Origin of the sequence: Nocardiopsis mangrovi (genome assembly GCF_042653925.1) — a bacterium.
GTDB lineage: Bacteria > Actinomycetota > Actinomycetes > Streptosporangiales > Streptosporangiaceae > Nocardiopsis_B > Nocardiopsis_B mangrovi.
This window is the reverse complement of sequence record NZ_JBHSFQ010000025.1, coordinates 46,897-70,209: the sequence shown is the minus strand read 5'-3', so window position 1 is coordinate 70,209 and position 23,313 is coordinate 46,897. Positions and strand designations below refer to the sequence as shown.

At 72.5% G+C, this 23,313-nt stretch carries 21 protein-coding genes; 9 read left to right on the top strand and 12 right to left on the bottom strand.

Going from position 1 to position 23,313, the window contains the following annotated elements:
- The first annotated feature begins 99 nt into the window (after positions 1–99).
- From ACFO4E_RS22015 to ACFO4E_RS22005, 3 genes are all read left to right on the top strand, one after another.
- Entirely contained in the window at positions 100–462 is a 363-nt protein-coding gene (locus tag ACFO4E_RS22015) for a DUF485 domain-containing protein (protein ID WP_378577749.1), read from the top strand.
- Positions 459–2,087, top strand: a complete 1,629-nt coding sequence (locus tag ACFO4E_RS22010) for a solute symporter family protein (protein WP_378577747.1) — start codon at positions 459–461, stop codon at positions 2,085–2,087. Before ACFO4E_RS22015 ends, ACFO4E_RS22010 begins: the two co-directional genes overlap by 4 nt.
- A gap of 246 nt (positions 2,088–2,333) precedes the next feature.
- Positions 2,334–2,564, top strand: a complete 231-nt coding sequence (locus ACFO4E_RS22005; protein ID WP_378577745.1) for a DUF397 domain-containing protein — start codon at positions 2,334–2,336, stop codon at positions 2,562–2,564.
- A 94-nt stretch (positions 2,565–2,658) separates the two neighbouring features.
- Here the strand turns inward: ACFO4E_RS22005 and ACFO4E_RS22000 are convergent, their stop codons facing one another.
- Positions 2,659–3,087, bottom strand: coding sequence for an ATP-binding protein (locus tag ACFO4E_RS22000; protein WP_378577743.1), 429 nt, complete (start codon positions 3,085–3,087; stop codon positions 2,659–2,661).
- Between the two features lie 374 nt (positions 3,088–3,461).
- Between ACFO4E_RS22000 and ACFO4E_RS21995 the strand changes: the two genes are divergently transcribed.
- Complete coding sequence (locus tag ACFO4E_RS21995) at positions 3,462–4,283, top strand: helix-turn-helix domain-containing protein (protein WP_378577741.1); 822 nt, start codon at positions 3,462–3,464, stop codon at positions 4,281–4,283.
- Complete coding sequence (locus ACFO4E_RS21990) at positions 4,171–4,455, top strand: DUF397 domain-containing protein (RefSeq protein WP_378577740.1); 285 nt, start codon at positions 4,171–4,173, stop codon at positions 4,453–4,455. Before ACFO4E_RS21995 ends, ACFO4E_RS21990 begins: the two co-directional genes overlap by 113 nt.
- A gap of 57 nt (positions 4,456–4,512) precedes the next feature.
- Here the strand turns inward: ACFO4E_RS21990 and ACFO4E_RS21985 are convergent, their stop codons facing one another.
- Entirely contained in the window at positions 4,513–4,857 is a 345-nt protein-coding gene (locus tag ACFO4E_RS21985; protein WP_378577738.1) for a hypothetical protein, read from the bottom strand.
- 1,017 nt (positions 4,858–5,874) lie between these two features.
- On the opposite strand from ACFO4E_RS21985, the gene ACFO4E_RS21980 reads away from it, so the two are divergent.
- A complete protein-coding gene (locus ACFO4E_RS21980; RefSeq protein WP_378577736.1) occupies positions 5,875–7,143 on the top strand; it encodes a four-carbon acid sugar kinase family protein in 1,269 nt (422 codons plus the stop codon).
- Between the two features lie 415 nt (positions 7,144–7,558).
- On the opposite strand, the gene ACFO4E_RS21975 is transcribed toward ACFO4E_RS21980, so the two are convergent.
- Complete coding sequence (locus ACFO4E_RS21975) at positions 7,559–8,383, bottom strand: NmrA family NAD(P)-binding protein (RefSeq protein ID WP_378577734.1); 825 nt, start codon at positions 8,381–8,383, stop codon at positions 7,559–7,561.
- 78 nt (positions 8,384–8,461) lie between these two features.
- On the opposite strand from ACFO4E_RS21975, the gene ACFO4E_RS21970 reads away from it, so the two are divergent.
- Positions 8,462–9,433 (top strand): helix-turn-helix transcriptional regulator, encoded by a 972-nt coding sequence (locus ACFO4E_RS21970; RefSeq protein ID WP_378577732.1) that lies wholly within the window; start codon positions 8,462–8,464, stop codon positions 9,431–9,433.
- Between the two features lie 370 nt (positions 9,434–9,803).
- Here ACFO4E_RS21970 and ACFO4E_RS21965 read toward each other — a convergent pair whose 3' ends face one another.
- Positions 9,804–10,985, bottom strand: a complete 1,182-nt coding sequence (locus tag ACFO4E_RS21965; protein ID WP_378577730.1) for a DUF418 domain-containing protein — start codon at positions 10,983–10,985, stop codon at positions 9,804–9,806.
- 513 nt (positions 10,986–11,498) lie between these two features.
- On the opposite strand from ACFO4E_RS21965, the gene ACFO4E_RS21960 reads away from it, so the two are divergent.
- A complete protein-coding gene (locus ACFO4E_RS21960; protein WP_378577728.1) occupies positions 11,499–11,729 on the top strand; it encodes a hypothetical protein in 231 nt (76 codons plus the stop codon).
- Between the two features lie 353 nt (positions 11,730–12,082).
- Here the strand turns inward: ACFO4E_RS21960 and ACFO4E_RS21955 are convergent, their stop codons facing one another.
- The 7 genes from ACFO4E_RS21955 to ACFO4E_RS21925 all read right to left on the bottom strand — a co-directional run bounded on the left by ACFO4E_RS21955 (position 12,083) and on the right by ACFO4E_RS21925 (position 20,790).
- Positions 12,083–12,226 carry a hypothetical protein gene (locus tag ACFO4E_RS21955; RefSeq protein ID WP_378577726.1) on the bottom strand — a complete coding sequence of 48 codons (144 nt, stop codon included), beginning with the start codon at positions 12,224–12,226 and terminating at the stop codon, positions 12,083–12,085.
- 349 nt (positions 12,227–12,575) lie between these two features.
- Positions 12,576–13,847: a L,D-transpeptidase gene (locus tag ACFO4E_RS21950; protein ID WP_378577724.1), complete on the bottom strand. Its 1,272-nt coding sequence runs from the start codon at positions 13,845–13,847 to the stop codon at positions 12,576–12,578.
- Positions 13,848–14,055: 208 nt separating this feature from the next.
- Complete coding sequence (locus ACFO4E_RS21945) at positions 14,056–14,475, bottom strand: hypothetical protein (RefSeq protein WP_378577722.1); 420 nt, start codon at positions 14,473–14,475, stop codon at positions 14,056–14,058.
- A gap of 117 nt (positions 14,476–14,592) precedes the next feature.
- Positions 14,593–18,504, bottom strand: a complete 3,912-nt coding sequence (locus tag ACFO4E_RS21940) for a beta-ketoacyl synthase N-terminal-like domain-containing protein (protein WP_378577720.1) — start codon at positions 18,502–18,504, stop codon at positions 14,593–14,595.
- A gap of 25 nt (positions 18,505–18,529) precedes the next feature.
- A complete protein-coding gene (locus tag ACFO4E_RS21935) occupies positions 18,530–19,294 on the bottom strand; it encodes an SDR family NAD(P)-dependent oxidoreductase (protein ID WP_378577718.1) in 765 nt (254 codons plus the stop codon).
- Between the two features lie 19 nt (positions 19,295–19,313).
- Entirely contained in the window at positions 19,314–20,546 is a 1,233-nt protein-coding gene (locus ACFO4E_RS21930; protein ID WP_378577716.1) for a beta-ketoacyl-[acyl-carrier-protein] synthase family protein, read from the bottom strand.
- Positions 20,547–20,550: 4 nt separating this feature from the next.
- Complete coding sequence (locus ACFO4E_RS21925; protein WP_378577714.1) at positions 20,551–20,790, bottom strand: acyl carrier protein; 240 nt, start codon at positions 20,788–20,790, stop codon at positions 20,551–20,553.
- 560 nt (positions 20,791–21,350) lie between these two features.
- Between ACFO4E_RS21925 and ACFO4E_RS21920 the strand changes: the two genes are divergently transcribed.
- Positions 21,351–21,944, top strand: coding sequence for a hypothetical protein (locus ACFO4E_RS21920; protein ID WP_378577712.1), 594 nt, complete (start codon positions 21,351–21,353; stop codon positions 21,942–21,944).
- On the opposite strand, the gene ACFO4E_RS21915 is transcribed toward ACFO4E_RS21920, so the two are convergent.
- A complete protein-coding gene (locus tag ACFO4E_RS21915) occupies positions 21,890–23,233 on the bottom strand; it encodes a hypothetical protein (protein WP_378577710.1) in 1,344 nt (447 codons plus the stop codon). The two genes, ACFO4E_RS21920 and ACFO4E_RS21915, sit on opposite strands and share 55 nt — an antisense overlap.
- Positions 23,234–23,313 lie beyond the last annotated feature (80 nt).

Below are 23,313 nucleotides of genomic sequence, written 5' to 3'. Positions count from 1 at the left end.
TCCGGCGGGTGGAGGTGTTACGGGGCACCCCGCCGTCCTTAACGTGGCGCGGAACACATGTGTCGCCGGACACACGAGGACGCGGTGCGGAGGTCTGTGGTGACGGATACCGAATACGACAAGGACGTCGGGGGCGACCCCGGCCCCGACTGGGAGAAGGTGCAGGCGAGTCCGGAGTTCGTTGAGCTGCGCAGGCGACTGCGCGTGTTCGTGTTCCCGATGACCGCCTTCTTCCTCGGGTGGTACCTGCTCTACGTGGTGGTGGCCGACTACGCCCATGGATTCATGGCGATCAAGCTGCTCGGCAACATCAACGTCGGCCTGGTGTTCGGGCTGCTCCAGTTCGTCTCGACCTTCGTGATCACCGGGCTCTACGTGCGCTACGCCAACCGCCGCCTCGACCCGCTGGCCGAGGACATCCGCAGCGGCATCGAAGACGGACAGGAGGGGAAGGCCGAATGAACGGCGCGCTGACCCTCGCCCAGGAGGCGCAGGGGATCGAGGGCATCAACCCGGTGCTCAACATGAGCATCTTCGGTGCCTTCGTCGCGGTCACGCTGGTGATCGTGTTCCGGGCCAGCCGGAACACGAAGACCGCGTCGGACTACTACGCCGCCGGCCGCGCCTTCAGCGGTCCGCAGAACGGCGTCGCCATCGCGGGCGACTACCTGTCGGCCGCGTCCTTCCTCGGTATCTGCGGCGCCATCGCGCTCAACGGATACGACGGCTTCCTCTACTCCATCGGCTTCCTGGTCGCCTGGTTGGTGGCGCTGCTGCTGGTGGCCGAGCTGCTGCGCAACACCGGCAAGTTCACCATGGGCGACGTCCTCGCCTTCCGGATGCGCCAGCGCCCGGTGCGCGCGGCCGCCGCGATCTCCACGCTCGCGGTGTCCTTCTTCTACCTGCTCGCCCAGATGGCGGGCGGCGGCAGCCTGGTCAACCTCCTCCTGGGCATCCAGGGCGCGGCCGGGCAGTCCGCGGTCATCGCCGCGGTCGGCGTCGTGATGATCATCTACGTGCTGATCGGCGGCATGAAGGGCACCACCTGGGTGCAGATCATCAAGGCCGTGCTGCTGATCAGCGGCGCGGGCGCGATGACCCTGTGGGTGCTCGCCATGTACGGGTTCAACCTGTCGGGCCTGCTGGCCGACGCGGTCGCCCAGGAAGGGAGCAAGGGCGAGGCCCTGCTCTCGCCCGGCGCTCAGTACGGCATCAGCGAGATCAGCAAGCTGAACTTCCTGTCCCTGGGCATCGCCCTGGTGCTGGGCACCGCGGGCCTGCCGCACGTGCTCATGCGCTTCTACACCGTGCCTACGGCCAAGGAGGCGCGCCGCTCGGTGGTCTGGGCCATCGCGCTGATCGGGGTCTTCTACCTGTTCACGCTGGTCCTGGGCTACGGTGCCGGGGCGCTGGTCGGACCAGAGGCGATCGCATCGGCGCCCGGCGGGCAGAACTCGGCGGCCCCACTCCTGGCATTGGCCTTGGGCGGACCCCTTCTCCTCGGGTTCATCGCGGCGGTCGCGTTCGCGACCATCCTCGCGGTGGTGGCGGGGCTGACGATCACGGCGTCGGCGTCGTTCGCCCACGACGTCTACGCCAACGTGATCAAGCGGGGCAAGGTCGAGGACAAGAACGCCGAGGTCCGGGTCGCCCGGATCACCGCCCTGGTGATCGGCGCGGTCTCCATCGTCGGCGGGATCCTCGCCCGCGAGCAGAACGTGGCGTTCCTGGTGGCGCTGGCGTTCGCGGTGGCGGCGTCGGCGAACCTGCCGACCATCCTCTACTCGCTGTTCTGGCGCAGGTTCAACACGGCCGGCGCCCTGTGGAGCATCTACGGCGGCCTGATCGTCACGGTCACCCTCATCGTGTTCTCCCCGGCGGTCTCGGGGGCCGAGACGTCGATGATCAAGGGGGTCGACTTCCACTGGTTCCCGCTGGAGAACCCGGGCCTGGTGTCCATTCCGCTGTCGTTCCTGCTCGGCTGGCTCGGTACGGTTCTGTCCCAGAAGGGCGACCGCGCCAAGCAGGCCGAGATGGAAGTCCGGTCCCTGACCGGCGCGGGTGCGGAGAAGGCCACCGCGCACTGACCGCACAGCCCTGAAGGCGGCCGTTCCGGTACCGAACTCCCTTGCCCGGCCCGGCCGTCCGCGCCGCGTACCCCGCAGGAGACTCCAGCGGGGTACGCGGCGTCCTGCTGTGCGCGGCGCCGGGCCGGCGCCGGGCGGTGTGCCGCCGCTCCGGCCTTGGGCCGGTGTGCGCGGCGGCCGGGCGGCCTCTGGGAGAGGGCGGGCGGCCGCCGGTCGGCGGGCGTTCCGGGGGTGGGGGAGGGGTACATGTGCCGCATGGACGAATGGGACTTCCGCACCAGTAGCCACAGCCTCTCGGAGAACTGCGTGGCCATCGCGCGTCTCGGCCACGGGCGCGGAGCGTGCGGGCGGACGGGCCGGCCGCGGGGTGCGGGGGTGGCGGTGCGGGACTCCGCGTATCCGGGGGCCGGGTGCGTGGAGGTGCCGGAGCGGGAGTGGGCCGCGTTCCTCCGCGCGGTGAAGCGCCGCGCGCTCTGAGCGGGCGGCCCCTCCGAGGGTGTTCCGGAGGCGAGGGCGATGTTCCCGCCTCCCCCTCCGGAGGCGGGAACATCGCGTCTCGGGTCCTGGCGGGTCAGGCCGCGGGGGTGGGGGCCGGGTGCCAGGTGAGTGTGAAGGTGACGCCGGTCCGGGGGCGGGGGAGCAGGGACCAGGAGTCGGCGATGTAGTCGATCAGGGTGAGGCCGCGTCCGTGCTGCGCCATGGGCGTGAGCGGGCGGATGAACGGAACCGTCCCGCCGGCGGGACGTCCTTCGTCGTCGACTTCGATGGTGATGCGCCGCCGATCCACCTTCAGGGTGACTTTGAAGACGCCACCGCGCCCGCTGGCCGTGTAGCGCAGGGCGTTGGTACTCGCCTCGGAGACGAGGAGGACGGCCGAGGCGATCGTGTCGGAGGGGATGTCGAACCACTCGTGGGTGGAGAGGATGTCGTCGGTCCACTCCCTTGCCTTGCGGATCTGGTCGGACCAGCCGGGGAACCGCTGCTCGAACGTCACTGCCATCACCGGACCCAGGCGGAAACCGGGGATCCGGCACGGAACAGGTAGGGGCGGATGCGCCCCCTGCGCTCGGTCCGAACGAACGTGCCCGTCGGCCTCTGCTGCCAGGTATCGTCGTGCATCGCTTTCACCTTTCGGATTAATTGGCGGAGATCGTGTCCCCGGGCGTCTATCACCGCCGCGCGGGCGCCTCCGTGTTGAGGTTCGCTTCAGTCGGTTACGACACCGTCCCTGTGAGTAACACCATGCGGGTTCCGGTGGCACCCCGCCAGACGGATCACCAACTTGTCAATTCCGGTTGTTAGAAGAGATGTGTGGCGGCATTATCTAAAGAGTTTGGTGATTGTGGTGATTACCCATCGGTCCGAGGAGGCAGGATGAGCCGGAAGGCGAGCCCGGAGAGGAAGCGTTTCGGCCGCGATCTGCGTGCTGCTCGGGAACGGGCGGGGATGTCGCAAGCCCAGGTGGCTAGGGCTCTCAACGTGGTCCAGTCCGCGGTTTCGGGCTGGGAGACCGGTGTACGCGGCATGCGGTTGGACCATGCCCGGCTGCTCGACGATCAGTTCGGGTCGGCTGGTGCTGTCGTACGTTCCTGGAGCAAAGCCAACGCAGCGAGATCCCTACCAGAGTGGTACGAAGAGGTCGAGCAGCTGGAGGGTGTGATCACCGAGCTGCGCGAGTACCAGAGTCAGGTCATCCCTGGTCTCATCCAAACAGAGGGATACATTCGAGCCGTCCTCAAGGACACCGGGCCATGGGTCACGAACTCTGAACTCGATGAGATGGTGCGGTCCCGTCTCCGGCGTCAGCGGATCCTCGAGAAGGAAGCGCACCCGCTGGTGTCAATGGTGGTCGATGAGACGGCGGTGCACCGCCGATTCGGTGGGAGGGCCGTGCTGAGCGAACAGCTCGCGCGCGTGCTCGACCTGGTCGAAAGAGGCGTCATTCGATTCCAGGTCTTCCCTGGCGGTGCGGAGTGTCACCCGGGTGCGTCCGGCCCGTTCCGGATCTACCTGTTCCCCGACAAGCCCATGGTCGCTTCCGCGGAGCACATGGAGGGCGAGAAGCTCCTCGATGAGATGATTCATGTGCAGCGCTGCACAACGATATTCGGCATCCTCCAGTCCGAAGCTCTATCGACCCGAACGAGCGCGGAACTGGTCCGGAAAGTCAAGGAAGAACTCGATGACGATGCCTGATCCGATTTGGCACACGAGCACCTACAGTGCCCAATCCGGGAGCTGTGTTGAGGTTGCCGAGGGCTCGACGGTTCTCGTGCGTGACACCCGGCATCGCGAGTTGGGACACCTGGGCTTCGGGTCCGCCGAGTGGCGTGCGTTCATCCAAGGCGTCCGGTCCGGCGAGCTTTGACCCCCCACAGTGAAGGCCACCACCGCCGATGACGGACGTGGTGGCCTTCGCCGGCGCCTATGCGCGGCGGGGTGCGGCGGCGACCTTGGGCCAGTGCTTCACTACGACGGTTCCGTAGAAGAGCGAGTAGTTGGTGGCCAGCACGTCGTTGACGGGGAGGAAGTCGTGCTCGGCCGGCAGGGCGACCTCGTGGCCGAACCCCGGTGCGGCGAAATAGCACCAGCCCTTGCCCTCGACGTGGGCGAGCCACTGGCGGGTGTCCTCGGGGATGTGATCGGGCACAGGCTCCGGAAAGCTGATCGTGACGCCGCGGCGCTTGGCCTCGGCCACCATCACGCCTCGTGCGTGTTCCTCCAGAGACTTGCGCTCCATCATCGGCTCCATCACTTCCACTTGCCGCACCGCGTGCAGTTGATCAGCTCGTTGGCGTTGGACTGCCCGCATTCGCAGGTCCACGATCGAAGGACAGGGCGTAGGCGTGCCCAGAGTGCGCGCATACCAGCCTCCAGAGTAGAGGGTGTCACTCGCTTTGAAGGTAGCCCAGTGATCACCAAGTGTCATCGGGTCCGTCCGCACGCGGCCAGACCGCCTTCGGCCGCGGCTCTCGGGAACCGCTTTCTGCTGCTCGCGCGTTGACCCGTCACCGGCATCGGCTCACGGTTCCGCGACTATGCGCGTCCGCCGGTTGCCGAATCGTCATTGCCCCGCAATCGAAACGGTCCGCTCGCCGTCCCCGCGGCCCGCCGTTCCGGGCGCCTCCCCTTCCGCCATGGCGGCCCGGCTCCCGGTGGGCCGGGCGCCGACCGTGCCCAGACCCCCGGCGGCCGGGGCATGCCCTCCGCCGGCCGGACACATGCGCCGTCGACGCCGGGCCCTGCGCGCCTGCCCGGTGGCGGTGGCGGCCGAGGGCTTGCGAGATGGCGGCCGGCCGGGGTTCCGGCAGCGGGTCTTCGCCACGCGCTCCAGCGCCGTTCCCACCTGGGAACCGCGCTCGCCGCCTTGTCGCGGAGGCTTGGCTCACCGCTTGGAGGGACGTTGTGGCGGTCCGGTGCCGGTGCGGCTCGGGTTGGGCCGCTCGGCGTGCCCAGCGGTGGCGTCCACGGTCGCCACTCCGCTCTGGTGCGGCGCGTCGGGGGCGGTTCGGCGTGATTCGCGGTCGTCCGGAGACGCCTCCGCTGCCGTGTAGGGCCTCCGGGCCGCCGGGTGGTGGCCCCGGCCGTGCCGTCGGCCCCGGGGATACGCGAGGTGGCGCCCCCGGCGACCTACCGGAGCTGCGGCGGTGCGGTTTCGCTACGCTCTCCAGCGCGTTCCCGACTGCGAACCGCGACCTCGGCAGGGGCGCGCCCGCCGCCCGCCCCGACGGTGGGCAGACCGCGCGGGCATCGCCGTTCGTTCCCCGACCGCCCATGGAGGGCCCCGATGAAGACCCTCGTCCTCGACGACGACCCCACAGGGACGCAGTCCGCCTCCGGCGTCCCGGTCCTCCTGGAGACCGGCGAGGCCGCACTCTCCCGCGACATCGAGGACGCCCTGCGCGCCGACGACGCCCTCTATGTCCTCACCAACAGCCGCGCCCTCGGGGCCGAGGAGGCGGTGGCGCTCGTCCGGCGGATCCGCGCGGCCGCTCTGGAGGCCGCGGACCGCATCGGCACCGGCGTTCGCTTCATCCTGCGCGGTGACTCCACCCTGCGCGGGCACGTCTTCGCCGAAAGCGACGCCTTCGCCACCGACGACTCCGTCATGCTGTTCGTCCCCGCGTTCCCCGCCGGGGGCCGCACCACGCGCGGCGGCGTCCACTACGTGCGTGTGGGGGACGCGGACGTCCCGGCCGCCGAGACGGAGTACGCCGACGACCCCGTGTTCGGGTTCGGCTCCAGCGACGTGCGCGGCTACGTCGCCGAGCAGGGCGGCGGGCGACCCGCGCTCACCGTCGCGCTCGGCGACCTCCGCTCCAGCGGCGGCGGCGCCCTAGCCGGAGCGCTCACCTCGGCGGCCCCCGGCACCGTGGTGGCGCCTGACGCGGTCACCGACTCCGACATCGACCTCGTCCACGGCGCCCTGCTCCGGGCCTGGGCCGCGGGCCGCGACGTCGTGGTCCGCTGCGCCGCACCGCTGGCCGCTCGCTGCGCCGACGCGGCCACTGCGGCGCTCCTGCCGGCGCCGCTCGACCGGATGCCCGGCCCGGTACTCACGGTCTGCGGCTCGCACACCTCCGGCGCGACCGCCCAACTCGCCGCGCTGGAACGCCGGCGGGGCCTGCGGCCGGTCGTCCTGGACACCGACGCCGCGCTCGCCGACCCCGCCGCGGCGGGAGCCGACCTCATGGAGCGGGCCCGCGCCGTCCTGCGCGACCGCGGCGCCGCCGTCATCGCCAGCGAGCGGCGCCGCCGCGCCGCCGACAGCACGCTCGGCCACGGCGAACGCGTCATGGCCGCGCTCACCGCGGCCGTGAACGGGCTCTCCGGCGAGGTCGCGGCCGTGGTCGCCAAGGGCGGGATCACCTCGGCCGAGGTCGCGCGCACGGGGCTCGGCGCGCGGGTGGCGCGCGTGCGCGGCCAGGTGCTCCCGGGGATCAGCGTCTGGGACCTGCCCACGCCCGCGGGCCCGGTGGTGCCCTACGTGGTGGTTCCCGGCAACGTCGGAGGGGAGACGACCCTCGTCGACGTCCTGGACGCCTTCGGCGTCTGACGGGCGGACCGGGTGGCGGTCGCGCCGGCGGATCGCGTCGGGGGGCGCGTGGACCGAATCCGCGGCGGGGGGTGCCCCGCACCGCGAAGCGGCGGGGCGGGCCCCTTCACGGGCGACGGCCGCAGCCCGTGCCGTCGTGTCGCCCTCGCGGACGGTGCGGGCGCCGATGCCGGCGCCGCCCTGGTCCGGCCCGCGTCCGTCCGCCGGAGTGCGTGGACGGAGCCGCCCATCGCCCGGCAGCCGACCGCCCCCATACGGGTGCGGGCACCGGTCATCGGCCGCTATCGGTGTCGGACGCGGTGGGCGGACCCGGCCGGCGCACTCTCGTGCGGTCGCGGGCAATAGCAGGCGCAGCCCGGATGCCGCGACGGGCGGGCGGATGCCGCGACGGGCGGGCGGGTCCGCCCGGTCTCCGTCAGGCGCCGAAGGCGCCCGCGTTCTCCCGGACCCACTGGGCGAAGATCCGTGCGGGGGCGCCGGTGACCTCCTCGACGGTGGGCAGCACGGTGTAGGCGACCTCGTGGGGATCCACGCGCACGGCCAGGAAGAACGCGATGTCCTCCGAAGTGAAGCCGGCCTGCTCCCACCCCGCGACCGCTTCGTCGCGGGGGAGTTCGGCATAGCGCACGTCCCGGCCCAGGACCTCCCCGATGATGCGCGCCTTGTCGGGGTGGGTCAGCACCTCCGGGCCGGTCAGCACGTACTGCCGGCCGGCGTGGCCGTCGCCCGCCAGCGCCACGGCGGCGACCGCCGCGATGTCCGCCTCGTGCACCATCGCGCTCCTGGCCTCCGGAAAGGGCTCACGGACGACGCCTCCACCGCGGACGGCCTCCGCCCATTCGAGCGCGTTCGCCATGAACTCCACCGGGGCCAGCCGGGTGGGCGCCAGGCCGGCGGCCTCCAGCGCCTCCTCCAGCGGGGTCCGCTCCATCTCCCCCTTCAGCACCGTCACCCTGTGCACGCCCGACCGCCGCGCCAGGTCCGCGATCTCCGCTCCGTTGGCCAGCGGCGCGTGATCCGCCCCGTCGAAGCCGATCAGGTGCACGGCATCGGCGCCCGCGAAGGCGGCGGCCAGGCTCGCGGTGTCCGCCAGGTCCCCGGCGACCACGTCGGCGCCGGCCGGGAGCGCGGCCCTCGCGGGGGAGCGGGTGAGGGCCCGAACCCGGTGCCCGTCGGCCAGCAGCCGTTCGACCAGGGGGCGTCCGACGTTTCCGGTCGCCCCGGTGACAAGGATCGTCATGGTGTTCTCCGTCATGGAAAGCGAAGCTATGGGGGTTCGCGGCCGGATCCCGTCCGCGATCGCTGCGAGACTTCCCCCATGTTGGAGACCTCGGCCCGGCTGCTGCGCCTGCTCGGCCTCATGCAGGCCCGGCACGACTGGACGGGCCCCGAGCTGGCCGAGCGCCTCGGCGTGAGCCGGCGGACCGTACGCCGCGACATCGACAAGCTGCGGACGCTGGGCTACCCCATCGACGCGGCCGGCGGCGTCGGCGGCGGCTACACGCTCGCCCCGGGCGCCGTGCTGCCCCCGCTGCTGCTCGACGACGAGGAGGCCGTGGCGGTGGCGGTCGGCCTGCGCACCGCGGCCGGCGGCGCGGTCACCGGTATCGCGGAGACCTCGGTGCGCGCCCTCGCCAAGCTCGACCGGATGCTGCCCTCCCGGCTGCGCCGCCAGGCCGACGCGCTGGAAGCGGCGCTGGTGGCCCTGCCGGCGCCCGGTGCCACCGTCGGCGCGGCGACGCTGACCGCGATGGCCTCGGCCATCCGCGACAACGTGCGGCTGCGCTTCGGCTACACCGCCTACGACGGCGAGCGGACGGTGCGCGAGGTCGAGCCCTACCGGCTGGTCCAGTTCGGGCGCCGGTGGTACCTGTTCGCCTGGGACACCGATAAGACGGGGTGGCGGCGGTTCCGCGCCGACCGGTGCGCGCTGCGCACCCCCAACGGGCCGCGGTTCAGCCCGAGGCCGCTGCCCGATGACCTCGCCGGCCGCTTCGTCCGGGACATGGCCGTCGACCGCTACCGCCACCAGGCGGTGCTCACCATGCACGCTTCGGCCGAGCGCGTGGCCGACGAGGTTCCGCCCGCCATCGGCGTGGTCGAGCCGGTCGACGAGGCGACGTGCACCCTGCGCATCGGCTCCGACCGGCTCGACCACCTGGCCGTGTGGGTGGCGACGTTCGGCTTTGACTTCGACGTCCGCGAACCCCCCGAGCTGGCGGAGGAGATCACCGTCCTGGTCGAGCGCCTCCGGCGCGCCGTGGAGCCACCGGACCGCCCGAGCGGTTGAGAGCGGACCGCGCCCAGAACCCGTGGTCGTGGCCGCGGCCGACCGCCACGAAGTCCCACGACGCGTCCTGCGGCCAGCGGCTCGGCGCATGGCGGCCGCCGAGGGAGAGCGGGCCCTCCTCCTCCGGGACGCGCCCGAACCCGTCGTCGAGCACTCCGTTCACCGTGCACCGCTCGTTGATCCGGGTGTCCTTCGCGGCGGCGTGGAAGACGAGCCCGCCCAGGTGCTCGGTGGCCGCCGCAGGCGGAGCCGAGGCGCACCGCGTGACCGGCCCGCACAGCCGAAGCGGGCTCGCACCGGATCCGCCCCGGGGCGGCGCGCGCTCGGCCGAGTGCGCGCCGACGCCGAACGCCGGGAGAGCGCCCGGGCGTCACCCGGCGGGGGAGCGGCGGCCGTAGGTGAGCCGGCGCACCAGGGTCTCGGCCGGGCCCCGGTGCCCGCGTCGGCGCATCGTCTCCGCCACGGCCACCGTCGCCGCCCAGGTCGCCGCCCCGATGGCGGCCGCCACCGCCGCCCCCTGCGACGCGCCCAGCCCCGCCCCATAGGGAGCGAAGGCGGCCGTGAACACCACGGACTGGAGCAGGTAGCAGGTCATCGACCGCTGCCCGACGGCCTCCACCGCCCGCACGACGGCGCCCCGCCGCTCCGCGGCCCGGATCGCGACCAGCCCGATCAGCGCCGCCCAGCCGACGCCCCCGGCCCATCCCGTGACGTCGTGGACGACCGCCAGGACGTTCACCGCCTGGAGTGGCGCGTCCGTCCACAGCTCCGCCTGGATGAGCGCGTCCGGGAACCCGCCGAGGACCGCCGTGCCCAGGCCGGCCGTCGCCGCCCACACCAGGAACCGGCGGTGCCGGGCCGGGTCGTCCAGGATCCGGCGGCGGGCCGCCCACACCCCCCACAGCAACGGCGGCACCACCACGGTGAGCAGCGTGACCGGCGTGTAGAGGACCCACTCCTGGAGGCGCTCGGCGGTCGCCGCGGCGATGTCGCCCCGGACGAGGGAGCCGGCGGCGACCGAGGCGTCGTCCCCCGACGCCGCGCGCAGCATCACCACCGCCGTCCGCAGCCCGATCGAGGCGGCGGCGAAGGCACCCGAAACCCACAGCAGCGTCGCGTCCCCCGCGCGCAGCAGCCCCGCGAAGAGCAGGACGGCCAGGCCGTAGGCGCCGATGATGTCAACGGGCAGCAGCAGCGCCCCGTGGACGAGGCCGATCACCACCAGCCACACCCCCCGCCGGCGCAGGACCCCGAGGGGGCGCCCACCGCCCGCGTCGAGCCGCCGCAGCAGCTGCACCATGCCGTAGCCGAAGAGGAGGGAGAACAGAGGGATCGCCCTGGCGTTGACGACGGTCGACTGGACCAGGACCACGAGCTGATCGGGCACCGATGCCACGATGTCCGGTGCCGTCAGGAAGAACTGCGCGTTCACCAGCGCGATGAACAGCAGCATGAACCCGCGGGCGAGGTCGGGGGCGAGCGCCCGCTGCCCGAGCGAGGTCGGTCCGGGGCCGCGCCGTTCGGACGGGGCGGGGACTGATGAGCCGGTCACCTGGGAACTCCTTGCGTGGAAGCCGTCGGCGTGAGCCGGGGAGGAACGCACCATCGACTGCTGTGCGTGAGGGAGTGATCGCGTACGGTCGCCGGGTGGTTCCGTGGGTCGGGACCACCCGGCCGGGTAGGCGGGACACGCGGTCCCGTCGACCTGTCGGCGGCCGCCGGCCGGCCGTCCCGGCGGCACCCGCGGCCCGCGGATCCGCGCGTCCGCGCACGGGTCTCGCCCGCGAGGCCGGCGGAGAGGCGAAGGCCGATGCGCGCCCTTCGCCTCACGGCGCCGCCGCCCCTGCGGGGGCCGCGCATCAGAACCTACGGATCGCGTCCGCGCCGCTGAATGGGGGCGGGCCTACGCTTCGGGTGGCCCTGGCACTACCGGCGCGACGGGCCGCCCGTTTCCGGGCGGCGTCAGGGGCAGCGGCGCCCGGCGGATCGGTGTGCATGTTCCGGGGCGATGCTGGGCAGCGGTGCCAGTGCCGGTTCTTGCACCCGATGGAAGGCGAGGACGAACATGGCGACAGCACCGACCACCCCGGTCAAGAACGACCACTACAACCTCACCTGGGCGCTGCACCAGTCGCTGGAGAACGTCTACCGGCTGGAGACCTACATCGAGGACGCGGAGCGTCAGGGCGATGAGGAGCTGGCCCGCTGGTTCCGCCGGATCCAGGAGAACAACCAGAAGGCCGGCGAACAGGGCCAGCGGCTGCTGGCCGAGCGGCTGGCACACGAGGTCGGCTGACCGGCCGTTGACGCGCGCGGGCGGCTCCCTGCCCGCGGACCCCGGCGGCCCGCCCCCAGGGCCGGTCGGCCGGGGTCGTCCGTTTTCGGCCGCTCGCCCCTGCCGCGCCCTTTCGGCGGTTGCGACGCCCCGACGTCGGCGGGGCCGGCGGACCCGCCCGTACGCGCGGCGGGACCAGGCGGCCCTGCCCCGAGCGGGCGACCGGGCCGGACCTCGGCTGCGGCCGGATCCGGCCGCAGCGGCTCCGCCGAGCGCACCGGGAATCCCCGCCGAAACGGGCCGGAAAGGCGAAAGGGCGCCCGCTTGCGCGACCGCCCAGGGACACGGGTGCCTTCACCCGTTACCGGTACGTGCTATATGCCGGCGCCGACGACGAAGTACGAGAACACCGCCAGCACCCCCACGATGGCCCAGACCACGACGGCGATTCCGTCGAGCCGGTGGCGTCGATGTGCTTTTCTGGCCGATTCCATGACGTCCCTGTCATCGGGACGCATCGGTAACACTTTGTGTTCAGTCCGCCTTTTGTACGGTTGCGCGCTTTCGCGCAACGAGTCACGGCAGATTATCAGGGAGGTACCCGGTGTCGGGGCCCCGGGGCGGCGGTGATGGGGCGGGGGTGTCGCGCCCGTGGCCGGTTCGGGCCGCGGACGGTCCGCCGCGCCCCCTGCCGCCCGGCCGTGACCACGGGGGTCGGGGCCGGGCTCGACGCATGGCGGTCCGGGCCGTGACGGGACCGGGACCGGCCACCAGATGGGCCCGGCGGCCGCACCTGCTCGCAGGGGCGGCCGCCGGGCGGTGCGCGCGTCCGGTCCGGCGGCGGTCCGGGGCCGCCGCGGGGCCGGGCTACTCGCCGTCGCCCTGCGGGCTGCCCGGAGTGCCGGGCTCGTCGGTGGCGTCGGGCTCGCCGGTCGCGCTCTGCTCGACCCATTCATCCCAGGACCGCTGCCAGTAGCCCCACCCGTTGTCGACCTCGAGCTGGCGGTCAGTCCCGGTGACGACCAGCGGGTCGCCCATGTAGGAGTTCTCGTAGAACCACTTGGCGTCCGCGGTGGCGAGGTTGGGGCAGCCGTGGCTGAGGTTGGCCTCACCGAGCTGGTCGTTCCACGGGGCGGCGTGGGTGAACTCGCCGCTGTTGGAGAAGCGCACGGCGTATTCGACGTCGAGCTTGTAGTACTCGGGGTCGTCCTCGGGGATGCCGACGGTGGCGGAGTCCATCACGAGCTGGTCGTACTTCTCCATGGTCAGGTGCACGCCGCTGGTGGTGGTGTACGCGCGGGTCGTCGCCCGGCCCAGGCTGGTCGGGAAGTCCTGGATCTCCTCGCCGTCGCGCTCGACGACCATGCGCTTGGTGTCGCTGTCGATCGTGGTGATCTGCGACCGGCCGACGTCGAAGTTGAGCTGGTGGTTCTCGATGCCGAAGACCCCGTCGGCGGCCTGGACGCCCGCCAGGCGCATGTTGACGGTGATCTTCTGGTCGGGCTCCCAGTACTCCTCCGGGCGGAACACGGCCATCTGGTCGCCGAACCAGTTCCACGCGCCTTGGGCGGGCTTGTCGGAGACGACCTCCATGGCGGATTCCACCGCCGCCTTGTTCTCCACGGGAAGGTCGAAGTTGACGATGACCGGCATGCCGACGCCCACGGTCTCCCCGCTGGTGGGGAAGTTGGACTCCAGCTCCAAGCGCTGTCCCTCCACCGCCTCCCGGGTGGTGAACACGCTCACCGCCTCGGCGGTCTCACCTTCGGCGTCCTCGGTGGTGGCGGTGACGGTCACCTCCGAGCCCGGGGTGAGGGTCCAGTCGCTGGTCCAGGCGGTCTCGTCGTCGTTGAGGGCACCGGTCATCTCGTTCGCGCCGGTCGGCTCCTGGCCGTCGACCGCGACGGTGACATCGGTGATCGTGCCGCCGTCCGCCCGGACCTCCACGGGGGAGTCGGGGGAGACGTCGCCGGCGCCGTCCTCAGGTGTGATGCGCACCTCGGCCCCCGTGTCCTCCTCGGACCCGGTTCCGGATCCGGAGGGGTCGGCATCGGGCGAGGAACACGCGGTGGCGAGGAGGACGGTCAGGCAGAGCACGGCCGCGGGGCCGGCGAGTGCGGGGCGGAGAACGGTGGCCATGGGATGACTCCGTGAGGGGAGGTGGTCGGGTGGGTCGGTGTAGCGGGGCCGCCGCGGCGGGGGGCGCGGAAAGCGTGGGGGACTCGGACCGGGGGCACGGGGGCCGCACCGTCGGCCGCGCCCGCTCCGGCCGAGCGGCCGGGGGCAGCGGGCGCGGTGCGGATCGCGGTGGGCGAGGGCCGTGGCGCGCGGTCCGCGGGTTCGGGGGCTAGACGCGCTGGACGCACAGTGCCAGCAGCAATCGCGATCCGGGATGCAGCGGGCCCCGCCGGCCCCGGGCGATCCACACGCTCAGGGCCGGGAGTGAGCTCGACAGCAGCACCGAGGCGGATACGGCGATCGCGGTGAGCGCGAACATCTTCACCACGGCGGTGCGCTGCTCGGTGCCGGCGCCGAGGCCGGAGGCCGCTTGGCAGTCGTGGCGGTGCCCGTCGTCAGAGGAGTGCGCCGCGTCGGCCGGAGCCCCGGCCGCGACCGCGGGCGAGGCCGGAGCGGACCCGCGAGCACCGGTACCGGCACCGGTGTCGGTGGACGCGGACGGTCCCGAGCAGATCGCGCAGAGGAGGCCGGCGGCGAACAGCAGTGCGAGGAACGCGATCCGCATCCCGGACCGCCGCACTGTCGTCACTCCCCCCATGGAAAGAAGGTTATCCAAAACGGTGCGGACAGGGGTATTCGATCGATCCCCGGCCGAACCCCCACCCAGGACGGGATTCCGGCCGCGACGGCCCCGGACGCCGGCCGGTCAGAAGCCGTTCCCGGCGTTCTCGGGGAGGAGGCCGGCGATGCGGGCGATGTAGTCCTCGCGGCCGATGAACCCGCCGACGCGCCCGGGTGGTACCGCGAGACCGTCGACGAGTCCGCCGAGCCGCCGGACGACCGCCTCGACGGCGGCGGCGCGGGCGGAATGGAGGATGCCGGCGTCACCGGGGCGCAGCGAGCCGTGGTCGAGGTGCCAGGCGGCGGAGTCGAGGACGACGTCGAGTCCGTAGAGGTGCCGTGCGGCTTCGAGAAGGGGGCGCCACGGACCGCTCGCGGCGGCGACCGCCTCGTCGAATTCCTCCAGGATCCGCCGCGTGAGGTGGATGCGGGCGAGGTCCTCGATCTCGCGGAGGTACGGGGCGGGATCGCCGCGGTCGACGAGGGGGCGGAGCCTGTCGGTCAGGGCGTGCTCGTGCAGCGCGACGAGGCGCAGTGTCGAGCGGGCGTCGCCGGTTCCCGGGCCGACGGTCCTGGGGACGGCCGGGGCTTCCCCGCCGTTGAGGAGCTGCCTGCCGGCTTCGAGCAGGAGCAGCCGCGTGTCGCCTCCGGCCGAGTGGAAGGATTTGGCCATGTCCTCGTAGACGGTGATGCGGTTGGTGTGGAGGACACCCTGGAAACCACAGAGCCGCCGGCACGTGGCGGCGACGGATTCGAGGGCCGTTGCCGCGGCGGTCTTGGCGAGGGTGCGGTCGAGGTCGGCGGCGAGCCAGGGAGCGTACGCCGCGCCGTCGACGGCGCGGCTGCTGTGAGGGGCACCGGAGCCCAGGCGTTCATCGGCGAAGCCGCGCCGGACCTTCTCGACGTAGGAGCCCGTCGCGTAGACGCGCGCGATCGCCGAGGCGAGGTCATCGCGGTGGGTCGTGAAATCGAGCGCCGGCGTCCCAGGGCGGCCGACGAGGCGCCGGCTCGTGTAGCGGAAGGCGACGGCGACGGTCGCCCGCGCGGCCGAGACGAGTGCGACGGCGGCGAAGACGGCGGCGGCCTGGACCCCGCCCAGGGAACGTGCGAGCCGCTGCTGCGGGCCAAGGGGGTCGGCGACTCCGCTCGCGGTGATGGCGGCCGTGTCGGAGAGCCAGTGGCCGTGCGGGACCTCCGCGCCTCGGAAGCGGATCGCCGAGTAGTCGAGCGCCACCGGCGCGCCGCCGGGGAGCAGGGCCACCTCGGCCCGGGGGTGCGGGAAGCGGAACGCGAACGCGTGCGCTCCGTTGTCGGCGCCGTCGACGACCAAGCGGGCGACGACGACGGCGGTGCGCGCGAGCCCGGTCCAGCCGACGTTCGGCATGACCTTGACGGCGGAGTCATCGGGGGTGTGGAGCGTGAAGCAGTGGCGGTCGCGGTGGTAGCGGGCCTCGGTGCGGACGTTGACCTGGGATCCCCCGCGGCCGAGCTCGGTCGCGACGATCGTGCCCGGGGCGTCCATCGAGTCGAGTTCCGCCACGAGGGCGTCGAGGTCGTCGCCGGGGTGCCCGCACTCCACCAGGGAGGTCGCGGCGACGCCGTAGTGCACCATCGCGGCATGCATCATCGCGGGGTCGACGACCCCGGCCCATTCCATGCCGGCGAGCAGGCGCAGGGGATCGCCGTGCAGGGCCCGGGCCGGACCGAGCCTGCGGCCGAAGGCCCGGAGCCGCCGGTAGGTGGCGCCGACCCCGGCGAGGTCCTGGATGAAATCGGGCGTGCCGAGGAGTTCGTCGAGCTCGGCCCACACGGACATGCGGTCGCGGAACAACGGGTGAAACGGGTGAGGGGTCACTGGATCACCACCTCGAGGTGAGGGGAGGGGCGGGGGCCGCCGGCGCACAGCGGGCGGCGCCGGAGCGTCCTGGTCCGGTGGGGCGCTGTCGCGGTCCGGCAGCGCCGTGTACCAGTACCGGCGGGTGTTCCACGTCCGACGGGGTGGCCGCCGCCGCCCGGCGGCACCCTCAGGCGGCGCGGCGAGGACCGCGTGGGCGTTGGCCCCGGAGAGGCCGAACGAGGAGACGGCGGCGCAGCGTGCGCCGTCGACGGGCCACGGCTCGCACGCAGTGGGCACGCGCAGCGCCGAGCGGTCCCAGTCGATGGCGGGGGCCGGGTTCTCGAGGTGCAGCGACGCCGGTACGCGACCGTGTTCGAGGGCGAGGACGGTCTTGAGGAACCCCGCGATGCCGGCGACGGGTTCCAGGTGTCCGATGTTGGTCTTGACGGATCCGACGAGACAGGGGCGCGGATTGCCCCCGTAGACCTCGTGGAGGGCGGCGAGTTCGATGTCGTCCCCGACCCTCGTTCCGGGGCCGTGGGCTTCGACGTAGGCGATGTCGGCGGGGCGGCGTCCCGCGTCGGCGAGTGCTTCGCGCATCATGCGCACCTGGCCGGGGCCGCTGGTGCTGACGATGTTGCGGCCGGACCGGCCGTTCGCGTTGACCGCGCTGCCCTCGATGACGGCGTGGACCGGGTCGCCGTCGCGCAGGGCGTCGCCCAGCCGCCGGAGCAGGACCACGGCCACTCCTTCGGCACGGGCGTAGCCGTCGGCGGCCGCGTCGGCGAACGCGGAGCGCCCGTGCGGTGAGAGGGCCTTCGCGAGCCCGTGGGACGGACCGCCATCGGGGTTGAGGATCACGTGTGCCCCGCCCGCGAACGCGGTGTCGACCTCGCCGCCCCGCAGGGCGCGGCAGGCCGCGTGGATCGCGGTCAGCGACGCCGAGCAGGACGTGTCGAGGGTGATACTCGGGCCTTGGAGGTCGAAGAAGTGCGACACCCGTCCGGACAGGAAGCTCTTCAGCCCGCCACCCGAGAGTGTGTACATGTTCGGTGTGGTGGCGGCGGTGGAGAGGTCCCAGTAGTCGGAGTGGGACTCGCCGACCCAGATGCCCGTGCGCGGGCCGGCGATGTCGCCCGCGGCGAGCCCGGAGTCGTCGACCGCCTCCTGCGCGGCCATGAGCAGCAGGCGCAGGCGCGGATCGGCGCGGTGCGCCTCGCGGGCGCCGAACCCGAAGTGCCCGGCGTCGAACTCGTCGACGGAGTCGAGGAACCCGCCCGCGGGCATGATCCGGTCACCGGCGCCGCGGATGCGGTCGTCCGGTACGGGCCCGACGGCGCTGCGTCCGCTGCGGAGGAGTTCCCAGAACGCGGCGGGGTGGTCGGCTCCGGGCAACCTGCAGGCCATGCCGATCACGGCGACGGGCTCGGCCTGGTGTGCGGCGCGGCCGAGATCGCGGGCGGTGATGTCGAGGACGGCGTCGGGTCGCTCAGTGACCGTGAAGTGGCCCGCGTCGATGAAGTGGGCGGAGCAGCCGCCCCGCGTGGACTCGCGCCATTCCGCCAGGCTGCCGGAGTCGAACAGCAGGTCACGGGTGCCGCCGATCGCGGTGATGGGGCACTCCAGCTTGTGCGCGGTCGGACGGTAGTGCCCCACGGCGGTGAGGTCGGCGCGGATGGCGCCGAGATTGGCGTGAACCGCCTCGCGGGCGGACTCGGGGGCCCCGCCGATCCGGATGAGCTCGTCGACCACGGCGTCGTCGGAGAGCCCGTACTGGGAGGAGAAGGGGCTGGGCGGCAGGTGCGGCGGCGGGGCGGACAGGACGAACAGCCGCTCGGGCCCGGTGCCGTGCCGATCGCCCAGCAGGGCGGCCACGGCGTGGGCGAGCCACGCCCCCATCGAATGGCCGAGGAAGCAGTAGCGGCCGGTGAGCCGGGGGACGGCGTCGTCGGCGATGCCTTCGGCGAGGGCGTGCAGCGATCGGACGAGCGGTTCGTCGCTCCGGCGGCCCCGGCCGGGGAGCAGCACCGGGAGTACGTCCACCCCTGGGATACGCCACCCCTGGAACAGCGACGTCGGTGCGCCGGAATGCGGGAAGCACAGCAGGTGCACATCTGCGGCGGGGTCGGGGGCGTGGGCGAGCCAGGGGGTCGGCGACACGGCCGGGTCCTCTCTGAGCTGAAGGCTAGAACTGGGTGAAGCCGCCATCGACGCTGATGGCGGTGCCGGAGACGGCGGAGCCGTCCGGGGAGGCGAGGAGGGCGACGACCGATGCGACCTCGGCCGGGTCGACCATGCGCCCGAGGTCGCCGGTGTAGTGCTCCGCCGCGGCCGCGAAGTCGGCCCCGGACGCCTCGATCGCTCCCTGGAGTTCCCGCGGGACCATCTCGGTGTCGGTGATGCCGGGGCAGACGGCGGTGACGCTGACGCCGCGCGCCGTGACCTCTTTGGCCAGGCTCTTGGTCAGACCGATGAGCGCGTGTTTGGCGGTGGTGTAGCCGAGGAGCCCCGCTGCCCCGGTCTTGCCCGCTATCGAGGACATGTTGATGATCCGGCCGTAGCCTCTCGGCAGCATGTGCTTCAGGGCGGCGCGGCTCGCCCAGAAGGCCGAGTCGACGTTGAGCCGGAAGGCGCGGTCGAGGGCGTCGTCCTCCTGTTCGACGGCGGGCCGCCCGTCATCGGTGACGCCTCCGGCGTTGTTGACGAGCACGTCGATGCGCCGATACTCGTCCACGGCCCCCTCGATCAACCGCGTGACCTGGTCAGGGTCCGTCGCGTCGCAGGCGATGAATCGGACCCGGTCACCGCCTCCGATCTCGGTGGTGGCGGCGCGTCCGCGTTCGGTGGACCGGCCGGCGAGGACGATGGTGTCCCCGTCGGCGAGGAGCCTTTGCGCGCAGGCGAGCCCGATCCCCGCGGTGCCTCCCGTGATGACTGCGACCTGGCCCATGGGCGGACCCCTCCTGGTGTTAGGCGGACGTGAAGGCGAGGACGGCGTTGTGACCGCCGAATCCGAAGCTGTTCGACAGTGCGGTGTCCACTCTCTGGGACCGGGCGCCGCCCATGACGAGGTCGAGGCCCCCGGCCCGCTCGCAGGGTTCGTCGAGGTTCGCCACGGGAGGCACGGTCCGGGTGTGGAGCGTGAGGGCCGTGTACGCGGCCTCGATCGCACCGGCCGCTCCCATGGGGTGGCCGGTGACGCCCTTGGTCGAGGTCAGTGCCGCGTTCGGCGCGATCTCGGCGACGACTCCGGCCTCGATCGCGTCTCCTATGGGGGTGGACGTGGCGTGGGCGTTGATGTGGTCGATGTCCCCGGGGGACAGCCCGGCGTCGTCGCACGCCTCGCGGATCGCCTCCTTGGCTCCGCGGCCGTCGGGGTGGGGTGCGGTGATGTGGTGTGCGTCGCTCGCCGCCCCGTATCCGGCGAGCAGGGCGTAGGGCCGCGCCCCGCGCCCGGTCGCATCGGGCACGCGTTCGAGGATGAGGACCCCCGCGCCTTCGCCCATGACGAACCCGTCGTGGGCGATGTCGAACGGCCGTGAAGCGCGGGCCGGCGGGAACCGGTCGGCTCGGGACAGGGCGCGCAGCTTGTGGAACCCGGCCACGTTCAAGGTGGTCACGGCGGCATCCGTGCCGCCGGCGAGGACGACGTCCGCCGCCCCCGAGCGCAGCAGACCGAGTCCGATCCCGATCGCGGTCGTGCCGGAGGCGCAGGCGGTCGAGACGACCATGGCGGGGCCCGTGGCGCCGAATTCGATCGAAGCGACGCCCGACGCCATGTTCGCCAAGGCTTTGGGGAGGAAGCGGGCGGTGACGGCTCCCGGACCGTCGGCCATGAGCCGTGCGTGGTCGTCCTCGAAGGACCGGACCCCGCCGAAGGCGGTTCCCATGACGACCGCGACGCGGGCGCCTTCGAGAGCGGCCGGTGTGAGGCCGGCGTCGTCGAGGGCCTCCCATCCGGCGGCGAGCGCGAACTGGGTACCGCGGTCGTACCGGCGGGAGGCGCGGGGCCCGGCCAGCCGGTCGGCGTCGAAAGCCGCGGGCACGACGCTGGCGAACCCGATCGGAGCGTCCGCGAGCGTGTCGACGACGTCGGCCGTGGCGGCCCCGGTACAGACGGCCTTCCAGTTGGCGGCGCGTCCGATTCCGGCCGGGGTGACGAGTCCGATCCCGGTGATCGCGACGGGTGCGCGGACGGCCACGGGGCTACGCCCCCGCTCTTTCGGTGACGACGTCGATGACCTGTGCGATGGTGCTCCGGGTGCTCAGGTCCTCGTCGCCGATCGTGATTCCCAGCCGCTCCTGGAGGACGTCGGCGAGTTCGACCGCCGCAACGGAGTCGACGCCGAGCTCTTGGAGGGTGTTCTCCGGGGTTATCTCCCCGGCTGGGACGTCGAAGTCGTCGGCCAGGATGGTGGAGATCTCTGCGGATACGTCGGGCATCATCGATTCCTTTCGTTTTCTTCCCCGGATCGCCGCCCCGCGATGGCGCGGATTCTCGTGTCGTCCCCTGGAGGTGTGGGTCCGCGCCGGCGGCTCCCAGGGGTCGCCCGGAGCGGCCTTGCGGCGGCGGGATCGCCTGCCGCGCCGACCAGGGCTCTGTCGGGGGTTTCGGGGAAGATCCCAGTAGACCTCCGAGCGGCCCCATGATGGAAGAAATAAGCGGAATTCATGTGTCAACAGGCGAAGCGAATTAAACGCATTTACCGTGCCTGACATGTTTTCGTGCACATCGGGCGCTGGTCTCTCGGTTTATATTTCCTTGGGAAGGTCAGAATCCGTGCTGCCGGTGATTCTGGTTCTCCGGTTCATTTTTCGGTGGCGAAAAGGGCATGAGGGCGACTGTGGGCAGAACGCGGATATTGGCGTGGATCGCCGCATCTGGTGTATGTGAGGGTGAGGTGGTGGTCGCCGGATGCTTCCGCGACCCCCGCAGGGGCCGGGTACCGAGCCCGGCTGCGCCGATCGTCGCCGCCCACACCCGCGGCCGCGGTCGCGATGTCCGAGTGGGCGCGCTCGACACCCGCCCGGATCGTGAGACGGGGGCGGCGACCGTCTGTGCCGCCAGCTATCTCGATCCCGATTCGGGTCTGCCCGTCGGCATCGCGATCGGCGCGCGATCCGATGATGATCGCGGGGTCGCGATCGCCCGGGACGTCACGGAGTCGTGGATGGCCGTGATGCGCACGCGGCGGCTGGCGCTCTTCGACGGGGTCCCGTGCCGTTGCCGCGGGCGGTCCGAGGCGTCCGATGTCGTTCTCGCGGTGGGCGGGCCGTCCGGCGTTCATCCCGGCGTCGGCTGCGCCGGGGAATCGCCGGCCGAGGTGCATGCCGTGGACGAGCGCATGGTGATCCGCCCGGAATGGCTCGCCGGACGCACCCGCATCGGGATGGCGGTCGGTGAGGGCACGGATGCCGGGCTCGTCGGGGAGCTGATCGCGGCCCTTGCCGGAGTGGGGCCGCTGACCGTCGACGACCGCCGTTGCCGCGACACCGGAGCGTGGTCACAGGACGCGCCGTTCGGCGGGGCGGCTCGTACCGCGGCTCAAGGGGCCTTGGAGGGCAGCCGCCACAGTTCGGTGGCCCGTGCCAGCAGGTAGCGCCCTGATGCATGAGCGGAATGGGGGCGGACCCGGGCGCGCAGGACCGCGAGGGCCGTCCGGGCGCGTCCGCTGCGGATCGAGGGATAGATATCGAGGAAGCGGTGCCAGTTGACCGCCGCCGGTTCGAGTTCGCCCCCGCTCAGCTGGTGCTCGGCGAGTCGCGCATAGAGGAGCGCCGTCGAGCGTCGTTCGGAGGAGGGGCGCCACCGCACGGCGTTCACGAAATCCTGTGTCGCGCCGCGACGGTCGCCCAGAAGGTCCCGTACGACCGCGCGCTGGTGGGCGAGTGCCGCCCAATGGTAGGCCGGCGGTCCTGGGCGGCTCGTCGCGGACTCCATATGCCGTTCGGCCGAGCGCAGGCACCCGATCGCCGATTCCCTGTCTCCTTGTCGCGCCCGGGTGACGGCGAGTTGGCCGCGGAGAAAGGCCTTCGAGACATGGTCCGTCGCGCGCGGCGCGGTGTCGACGGCGGCCGCGGACAGATCCAGAGCAGGGCCGTGGTGCCCGAGAGAGAACGCCTGCACGCTCATCGCACGCAGGGTGACCGCGTAACCCCACGCGTCGTCGGCTTCGGCGGCGAAGAGCAGGGAGACGCGGTAGAAGCGTTGCGCGAGACCGTGCTCCTCAAGGTCGAAGTAGGCGAAACCGCCCAGATATGCGAGCCGCGCGGCCGTCCGAAGAAGCCGTCGCCGCGTGTCCGTGCTGCTCGGGCAGCGCAGCCAGAGGGCCATGGGGCGATGGAGGTATTCCTGGAGGAATGGCGCGACCCGGCTGGCACCGTGAAGGGCCTCCGCCGCGGAGAAGACATCCAGCATCGCCTCGGCCGCGTCGAGTTCGCTCCTCCCGACACGCATCATCGGATAAGGGCGGCGACGAGACGCCGGCGGCGCGGCGCCCGGGCGCCACGGCGGCGCGGCCAGGCCGTGCAGCGTGAAGACGTACTCCGGGCCGCGGTCGATGGAGGCGCTCAGCCGGTCGAGCCGGGCGACCGCGTCGAGGGCGTCCTCCTGGGAGGGGACGGTTCCGGGCCCTTCGGTGAAACCGGCGTCCGCGACGGTGATCGATCGGCCGAGGCTCCGCGACAGCACCTCGGCGATGAGGTCGGGCACCGGCGGCCGCGGCCGGGTGCCCGACCGCCACTGGCTCACCGAGGCGCGGCCGTACCGCAGGGGAACGCCCATTTCCCGGCCCGCCGCATTGACCTTCCGCGCCAGTTCCTCGCCGCTCAGGCCCGCCTCCCGCTGGAGGCGGATGAGACGTGTGTTCGGCGCTGATCGATCCGCCATGGCCGACCGTCCAGAAGGGGAATCAACGGTCCCGCACATGTCCTCTTCCCGGATCCGGGACATGGGGGTGCGTCCGCGTG